The organism is Thermobacillus xylanilyticus, from assembly GCF_907165215.1.
Taxonomy (GTDB): domain Bacteria; phylum Bacillota; class Bacilli; order Paenibacillales; family Paenibacillaceae; genus Thermobacillus; species Thermobacillus xylanilyticus.
Genome location: NZ_CAJRAY010000095.1, coordinates 1 through 7,642, shown reverse-complemented (window position 1 = coordinate 7,642; position 7,642 = coordinate 1). Strand labels below are relative to the sequence as shown.

The 7,642-nt window shown below is 62.7% G+C and carries 9 protein-coding genes and 1 pseudogene; 1 reads left to right on the top strand and 9 read right to left on the bottom strand.

The window, feature by feature from the left end:
- The 9 genes and pseudogenes from KJQ12_RS17815 to KJQ12_RS17775 form a co-directional block, all read right to left on the bottom strand.
- Window positions 1-1,208: pseudogene (locus KJQ12_RS17815) on the bottom strand (hypothetical protein); the annotation flags it as partial.
- Entirely contained in the window at window positions 1,205-1,837 is a 633-nt protein-coding gene (locus KJQ12_RS17810; protein WP_213486589.1) for a pilus assembly protein, read from the bottom strand. The gene KJQ12_RS17810 and the pseudogene KJQ12_RS17815, both read right to left, overlap by 4 nt.
- 58 nt (window positions 1,838-1,895) lie before the next feature.
- Window positions 1,896-2,105 (bottom strand): Flp1 family type IVb pilin, encoded by a 210-nt coding sequence (locus KJQ12_RS17805; RefSeq protein WP_015253577.1) that lies wholly within the window; start codon window positions 2,103-2,105, stop codon window positions 1,896-1,898.
- 29 nt (window positions 2,106-2,134) lie between these two features.
- Complete coding sequence (locus KJQ12_RS17800) at window positions 2,135-2,998, bottom strand: type II secretion system F family protein (RefSeq protein ID WP_213486588.1); 864 nt, start codon at window positions 2,996-2,998, stop codon at window positions 2,135-2,137.
- 15 nt (window positions 2,999-3,013) lie between these two features.
- Window positions 3,014-3,838, bottom strand: a complete 825-nt coding sequence (locus KJQ12_RS17795) for a type II secretion system F family protein (protein ID WP_015253575.1) — start codon at window positions 3,836-3,838, stop codon at window positions 3,014-3,016.
- Window positions 3,831-5,147, bottom strand: coding sequence for a TadA family conjugal transfer-associated ATPase (locus KJQ12_RS17790; RefSeq protein ID WP_244860674.1), 1,317 nt, complete (start codon window positions 5,145-5,147; stop codon window positions 3,831-3,833). Before KJQ12_RS17790 ends, KJQ12_RS17795 begins: the two co-directional genes overlap by 8 nt.
- On the bottom strand, window positions 5,083-6,264 hold the full coding sequence (locus KJQ12_RS17785) for a CpaE/TadZ family protein (RefSeq protein ID WP_213486587.1): 1,182 nt from the start codon (window positions 6,262-6,264) through the stop codon (window positions 5,083-5,085). The genes KJQ12_RS17790 and KJQ12_RS17785 overlap by 65 nt, the downstream gene beginning before the upstream one ends.
- A gap of 171 nt (window positions 6,265-6,435) precedes the next feature.
- Window positions 6,436-6,609: a hypothetical protein gene (locus KJQ12_RS17780; RefSeq protein WP_213486586.1), complete on the bottom strand. Its 174-nt coding sequence runs from the start codon at window positions 6,607-6,609 to the stop codon at window positions 6,436-6,438.
- Window positions 6,606-6,923, bottom strand: coding sequence for a stalk domain-containing protein (locus KJQ12_RS17775; protein WP_213486585.1), 318 nt, complete (start codon window positions 6,921-6,923; stop codon window positions 6,606-6,608). The genes KJQ12_RS17780 and KJQ12_RS17775 overlap by 4 nt, the downstream gene beginning before the upstream one ends.
- A gap of 191 nt (window positions 6,924-7,114) precedes the next feature.
- Between KJQ12_RS17775 and KJQ12_RS17770 the strand changes: the two genes are divergently transcribed.
- Window positions 7,115-7,378: a hypothetical protein gene (locus tag KJQ12_RS17770; RefSeq protein ID WP_213486584.1), complete on the top strand. Its 264-nt coding sequence runs from the start codon at window positions 7,115-7,117 to the stop codon at window positions 7,376-7,378.
- The last annotated feature ends 264 nt before the right edge of the window (window positions 7,379-7,642 follow it).

Below are 7,642 nucleotides of genomic sequence, written 5' to 3'. Positions count from 1 at the left end.
GCTTGCGGCTGCAGACCGGCCGCAGCCGCATCCTGTCCGGCCAGTTCCCGCCGGTAATCTTCGAACCAGTCCGCGTCAAGCACCAGCCGGGACGCATCGTCCAGAATGGAGCGAATTTCGCCGGCCGCCTGTCCCGTCCCGTCTTCCGCGGCCGCCGGGTTTCCGGCTCCGCTCTGCCCAGCCGTCCGCAGCATGTCAGCCATCCGCTCATTGTCGGCCGCGGCGGCGTCAACGGCTTGCCGGGCGGCGGCGATCGCCCGGGCGTGCTTGTCCGCAGCCGTACGAGCCGCCTGCATCAGACCGGCCGCCGTTTCCCTTGCGGACCGTTCATACGCCGCGATCTCGGCGGCGTAGCTCGGTCCGAGATCGGGCGGCGGAATGACCGGAGGCGATGCGCATCCGTTGTCCGTGCCGCTCGCTCCGCCTCCGCATGCGGCCTGCCACTGCCTCAGCAATTCTTCGGTCTGCCTCTGCCATTCGGCTTCCCTCGCCCTGCGCTCGGCTTCCGCCCGAACCCATGCGACGTAATTGCCGTATCCGCTTGCCGCAGCGGCGGCGGTATTCCCTCCCCCCGAACCTGACGGGTACGGAATCAGGGCTGCCATGCCCGAGGACGCCGCAGCCGCGGCCGCTTCTTTCTGGTTCCGGAGCGCTTCCTCCAGATGGCGCTGGCGGCTGTCGAACAGCTCTTGCAGCCGCTTCATCGTATCCGCCGCATGCGCGGCTTCCTTGAGGCCGGGAGAGATCACTTGGAATCGTTCCGCCAATTCAAGCGTGAAATCAATCGGCGCCTTGTACTTCATTTCCTCGAGGATCTGCCGCTCGAGTACCGCGTGAAGGCCCAGCGTATCTCCCGGCGACACCTCGCCGGAAGTCATGTCCGTCCGCAGCAGCTTCAAACCGCGGTCCGTATTTTCCGGCTTCATGGCCGCCGTCACGACACGGTTGAAAATTTCTCCGCTATCCGTTCCGCCTCGCGCGAACAGGCCGTATCGTTCGTACAGCGTCCCGTCATACGCGGACAATGCGGACCGGACGCCGGAATAGACGGCAGACTCCGCCAGCCGTTCGAAGGCAGCGATGCGGGCAAAATCGATCAGCACCGCCATGCACAAGAACAAGGCGGCCATTATGCCGATCAGAAACACGTTGACCGAGCCGTCCCGGCTGTTCCACAGCGCCGCGCCTTTGAACCGCCGGCGTTTCATCCGCTTCCTCTCCCCTTGTCAGCATGCTTCCGCAGAATGCCGCCCGCTTTCGCCCGCTGCTCCGCTCCGCCCGAGCCGATGCCGAAACGATCCGCGTAATAACGAGCGAGATCAACCGTGCGGATCAGTTCGACCGGGTCGGACACCGGCGCGGCAGCGGACGCACGGATACCCGCTATTCCGGTAAGCCGTGCGGCTCCCGCCGGAATATCGAACGTCTCGAGTTCCACCGCCACCCGCTTCAACACCAGCTGCCGGCGATAGGCCGCCTGTCCGTTGTACTTCTCCGGCACGCGGCCCGCTCCGTTCAGCAGCTTGGTTGTAATGAGACCGTCCCGCGGGCTTTCGCTCCCGCCGTTCGCCGGCAAATCGAGCACGGCGTCTTCCGACGCATCGCCGCCCAGGTTGAAGATTGACTGCAACATTCTGTCGTCCGTCAACCGCCAATACAACGGATCATAGCTGCCGGTCGGAGCAACGCCGGTGACCGGGTCGCGATGGCTGTTGTCCCAGCGGAAGGCAACTCTCTCCGCCGCGGCGGAAGCCGAGTGGTAGAGCAGCACCCGCTCGTGGATGATCATCGCCCCGAACAGCAGCGCCAGCACGGCCAGGAACACGGCCGGGAACACGACCGTTGATTCGACCGTGAAGCTGCCGGATTCGGATCGAACGAGCGGGATTGGCCGTTTATTTTTTGTAATTGAACATATCATTGGAAGTCGTTTCCGCTTTGTTCATCAAATTCTTTACAAAGGAGAGCAACTGATCCCTGAAAATAATCGCCACGATGATGACAACGGCGATGATCATAATCATTTCGACCACGCCTGCTCCATCCTCGTCGCGCAGCAACTTCTCGGCACCGCGGCGCAGCGGATTCCATAGCGACATCAACATCAGACATTCCTCCCGTTGAAATTACAGATTTATTGGAAGCCCAAAATTGCCGGCGATCCGATGATCACCATCAGCACGAAGAAAATGAGCACCAGCGGCAGCGACAGCTTCGATACCGCTTCTTCCCCTTTCGTTCTTGCGATGCTTTTGCGCTTCTCCCACAGGTTGAACGACAGTTCCCGCAGGGCGTGAATGAAATCGGAACCGCCTTTCCGGTATTGAAGCAGCAGCGCCGACGTCAGGACGGACGCTTCCTGGACGCCGACCCGCCGCGCGAACCCGTCCATCGCGAGCTGGAACGATTCGCCGTTCTGAATCGCGTACATCGCCCGCTTCAGTTCCCGGTACAACGGATGTCCGTCTTCCCCTTCCCTGGCGCAGCGAAGCAGCGCGTTCTGCAGCGACTCGCCGGCGCCGACGAGCAGCATGAGCACGGAGAGCAGTTCGGGAAGTTCCCGCAGCACGGTGCGGCGCTGCTCCTCGACCTGCCGCCTGAGCGACCGGATGTTCGATACCGGCAGGAGCACCGCAACCACCAACCCGACCGGCAGCACGTCCGTCGCGCCGGATACAAGCGCAATGCAAGCGGTCAGACCGGCCGCCGCTAATCCCGTTCCAACCGCGCGCGACAGATAACGGCGTGATTCCGCGAACGTGGGCGCCCGGCCGCTGATCCGCTGCAGGTCGGCATGTACGGCGGCCAGCAGCGATTGGACCGCGGCCAGCCGGCTCACCCGCTCCAGGATCAGCCGCTCGACCGGTTCGGCGAGGAGCAAGTCCTTCCAATCCCGCTTCTTGCGCCCGGCAGCACGCGCCTCCCGCAGCGCCGGGAGCAGCGGAATCGCCGTCATGATCAGCCAGCAGCCGGCGATGAGCAGCGCCAAAACCCGCATTGTCCGTCACCTCCGTCACACGTCAATCGACATGAATTTGCGGATGAGCCATGCGCATCCCGCCAGCGCCGCCAGCCCGACGGTCAGAATCGCATACCCGGCGGCGCTGCCGTAGAGCGGCGCCATGTAATCCGGCGCCATGGCGGCAAGCAGCATGACGAAAGCGAACGGCGCCCCCATCATCAATCGGGACTCGAAACGCTTGCCGGCGGTCATGACCGCAATCTCCCGCTCGACCTCCATCTTCTCCCCGAGCAGCTGGGCGGAGCTGCGGACGATGGCCGCCATGTCTCCGCCCGAGCGCTTCGCGACGGCGATGACTTCGGCGAGCCGCGCGGCTTCCCCGAGCCCGGCACGATCCGCGAATCGGCGGAGCTCGTCTTCCAGGCGCGCCCCGTTGACGATGCCGATCCGGATCAACTCAAATTCACGGCGGATCGCGGTCCTCGGGTCCGGATAGAGAATGTTCAGCTCATCCGGCACCGCCAAAAACGCATTCTCGAGGGAGCGTCCGGCCGACAGCGATGTGACCAGGCAATGCAGCGCCTCTTTGAATTGCTCTCTCAGCCTGCGTCGTCGCCGGTTCTCCAGTTCCCGCTCGGTCATGGACGGCGCGTACAGGCCGAGCGGCGCGAACAGCAGGCCTGCCCACAGCGACTGGTAGTACAGCCCAGCGGCAAGTCCGGCTGCCGCCATTCCGGCTGCCGCAACGGCCTTCCGCCGCCAACCCGCAAGCCTGACGGCCGAGGCCGGCCGTCCCCCGGTCTTTCGTCCGCCTGCATGGGATCGTTTCCGTTCCCGCGCTGCCGCAGCGCTCATTACCCGGGCGGCATCACGCATATTGACCCGCCTCCTCCGGCGCCGCATCTCCGGCTTGCTGCTCCGCTGCTTCCGGCGGAGATGCGCCGCGGGACGGGTCGGCGATGCCGGCCAGCCGCAGCTTGCGGGCGCGGATCAGCGGGTTCCCCGTCCGGCGAAGTTCTCCCGCTTCATTCCGTTTCCCATCGCGCCGGTCTTCCGCATCGCCGAGACCGCGGGTAAAGAGCACATTCAGCTCGTATTCTCCGCCTCTTATGCCGGCCATTTCCACGATCTCCGATACGCACCGTCTTCCGTCGACCAGCCGGGTCAGATGGATGAGCAGGTCAATGCCCGACGCGATCTGATTGCGGACGACCGCCAGCGGCAGATCCGCCTGGGACAGCACCATCGACTCCAGCCTGGAAAGCATGTCGCGCGGGCTGTTGCCATGCCCAGTCGACATCGAGCCGTCATGACCGGTGTTCATCGCCTGAAGCATGTCCAGGGCTTCGCCGCCGCGCACTTCGCCGACGATGATCCGGTCGGGCCGCATGCGGAGCGAAGCTTTCACCAGCGCGCGGATCGGAATCTCGCCGCGGCCCTCCGGATTGGCGTTGCGCGTCTCGAGCGAGACGAGGTTCGGAATGCCGGAGATTTGCAGTTCAGCGGAATCCTCGATCGTGACGATCCGCTCGTCGGCCGGTATGCAATGGGCGAGCGCGTTCAGAAACGTCGTCTTCCCCGTCCCGGTGCCGCCGCAGACGAACACGTTGTACTTCGCGCGGACAAGCCGGGACAGCCAGTCCGCCGCTTCTTCCGTCAGCGACCCGCGGGCGATGAGATCGTCCATCAGCATCGGCCGCTCCGGAAACTTGCGGATCGTGACCGTCGGCCCGCGGATCGACACCGGCGGCAGCACGACGTGAACCCGCGAGCCGTCCATGAGCCGCGCGTCGACAATCGGATTCGTCTCGTTCACCGCGCGGTTGACGCTGCCGACGATCGTCTGGATCAGCTCTTCCAGCCGCTCGCGGCTCTCGAACGCGCCCGGGTATCGCATGATGCGGCCGCTCCGTTCGATGAAGATGTGCTCATGTCCGTTGATCATGATTTCCGTCACGGTCGGGTCATCCATGAGCGGCTGCAGCAGGTCGAGCCCGCGGAAGGCGTGGAACAGCCTTCTGACCGCCTGATGCTTGTCCGCGGCGGTGAGCGGTTTGTCCCTGGCCCATTCGAAGACGACCGATTCGATGATGTTCGTCAGCCGATCATCGCTCAACTCCTCATGCATATTGATCCTGCTTCGGACCCGTTCCCGCAGCATGCGCACCTCGCGGTCCCCGATCATCCGGCATTCCCCCTTCCGGTTTCCATCCCGCCGCGCCGAGGAGCCCCAGACATGCGCCCAGCAGCACGGGCGACCTGGCCGCCTCTTCCGGCCGGCCCGCGCCGTGCAGCTGCGGCACCTCCGGCAGCCGGCCGGCAAAGCGCAGTCCTGCCGCCGCGCGGGACACGCCGGTCTGGCCCGCGCGGGCCGCGACAAAGCGGATGCGCGGCTCCGCTTCCGCGAACCGGTCCGGATAGCGGCGCCGGAAAAACCCGAGCGCCGCTTCGGCCTTGAGCAGACCGGCCGCATGATCCGGCACAAGCCAGAATATCGCGGCGGACTGCAGAAAGATCTCGAGATGCGCCTCGGTCGGCGCGGAGCCGAGGTCGACGAAGACCGCGCCATAGTCCGGGCAAGCCGCTGCGGTCCGGATCAGCCTGCCCGCAGCATCGGCGCTCAAGGCCATTTTCTCTTCCGGCGGACAGCCGCCGGGAAACCGGTCGATGCCCAGGTGCGCATCGTGCGTCCGCAGCCGTTCAAACAAACCTGCCGCTTCCGCCGGCCTTGCCTGCAGAGCGTACAGCATCTCCGGCAGCCCGCCCTCCGTGTCCGCCTTGCCGGGGGCCGCGCCGCCGAACGGGTCCAGGTCGAGATAGAAGGCGTTCACGCCCGACCTGGCCGCCAGATGCGCCATGCAGAGCGCCGTCGACGTGACGCCGCTTCCGCCTGACGGCGAATAGACCGCCGCAACCAGCGTCCCGCGTCCGTTCCCGGCATCCGTGGAACGCGGCACCCCGTGCTCGGCGCGAATCGCTGCAAGCTGCCGGAGCAGGTTCGGCATCGGTTGATATTGCATGACTTCCGGCAGGCCGGCATCAGCGCCGGCTTCGCCGCTCCGCTTGACCAGCAGCGCAATCGGCACGCCGGGCCGCAGCCCGCCGGCAGCTCCCGCGAACTCCGGCGCAACGAGCAGCAAATCAGCGGGATACCCCGCCTTCACATATTGGTGCAGCGCATCTTCCGTCGTGAAGCCGGTCACCCGCCATTCGCGGCCGTACGGCGATTGCCGGACATAGTCGGCCAGGCGGCTCACATATTCCGCTTCCCGCGCCGCAACGCAAAGATAGATCGGTACCATGCCGCGGCTCCTTTCGTACGCAAACGAAAAAACACCGCCCGCACAGGCTTGCAGCCTGATGCGAACGGTGCTTCCGTTCTCATGTTCATGGTTAATTTTGGATCATTTTAACATGCCTGAATCCGGCAGTCAATCCTCATCTTTCACTCGTCCCGCGGGCATCTGTCCCGCTTATTTCCGCTTTCGATAAAGGTAATCGACGGCGACAACGAAAATCAGCCACGGAAGCACATAGGTCGTCGCCCATTCGAACGATTGTCGGAAGCCGGAATCCGAACGGACCGCGAAGATCGCGAGGATGAAGATCAACAACAACAATAAACCAAGATTGTACAATTGCTTCACGGCTGTTCCCCCGATCCATCCATAATAACCAAATATAGGGCCTCGTCCTCATATGCCGTCGAAAAAATGCGGAACGCCATTGTTTCGCCCAAAGCCTGCTTTGTCCGGTTGTCCCGGGAAACGGGCACATGAAGCGCGTCGGACACGACGCTGACCGGAACGAACAGCCGATCGTTCTTGATTTGCGGCGGATGCTCCGTCCCGATCTGCCGTCCCTCTGCGTAAAGCTGTACCGTGCCGGCCGCGGACACGGTGGCGGCGATGCTAAGGGTGAAGAGCACTGCGACAAACCATGCAAGTAATTTCTTGTACAACGTAAATTCCCCTCGTTTGATGAATCTCCACTTTCTAAATTTTAACTCCGGAAAGCTTTTTTGCAAAATCATTGCCGTCTTCCAAACCATAACACACCTTGGAAAAGTGGAAGGCGCTGGATGCAGGACCTTCATTCCAATTGGCAAAGCCCCAATAAAATGTTGTAATGAGAAGAAAAAGAGGGGATCATTTGAGTCTTCGGAATAGAGTGTTCGGAACGAAGCTTGGCCAAATTGCGGTCTTGATCGCCTTCGCCGGGGTCGTCATCTTCGCCGGATGGCAATATGCCGTCAAGGAAAAATACAAGTCTTATGTTTCTTACAAAATGGATGCCGATATGCGACATTTTGTCGATCTGTTGAATACCGGTGATCAGATATATTCAACCATCCTGGAAGAGGGGGCGATCAACAGTCGCCAAAGCTTTCTGCTCATGTATGTACATGAATCGTGATCTTGCTGTTCGTCTCGGGCTTCGGGATGACTCGTTCCGATACGATCAGAGCACGCTCAACGCGTACAAGATCGTGCGATATTTCCACGGCCGGGAGGATGAAGGTACGGCCAGGTTGGATCCATCGATGCGGGATCACATTTCAGCATTCCGGGAGTTCCATCTGTCCTGGCAGGCAGCCGTCGGTCAAGGCGAGACGTCGTATCATGTCAACGCCGGAATTCATTTGACCCACCAGCGCCGGAATAAAATTGACCCACCTGT

Bases quoted from the DNA above. Each gene is read 5' to 3' on its own strand.
- KJQ12_RS17805 (WP_015253577.1), bottom strand. From the start codon at position 2,105: ATGTTGATGTCGCTATGGAATCCGCTGCGCCGCGGTGCCGAGAAGTTG.
- KJQ12_RS17790 (WP_244860674.1), bottom strand. From the start codon at position 5,147: ATGATCGGGGACCGCGAGGTGCGCATGCTGCGGGAACGGGTCCGAAGC.
- KJQ12_RS17795 (WP_015253575.1), bottom strand. From the start codon at position 3,838: ATGCGTGATGCCGCCCGGGTAATGAGCGCTGCGGCAGCGCGGGAACGG.
- KJQ12_RS17800 (WP_213486588.1), bottom strand. From the start codon at position 2,998: ATGCGGGTTTTGGCGCTGCTCATCGCCGGCTGCTGGCTGATCATGACG.
- KJQ12_RS17785 (WP_213486587.1), bottom strand. From the start codon at position 6,264: ATGGTACCGATCTATCTTTGCGTTGCGGCGCGGGAAGCGGAATATGTG.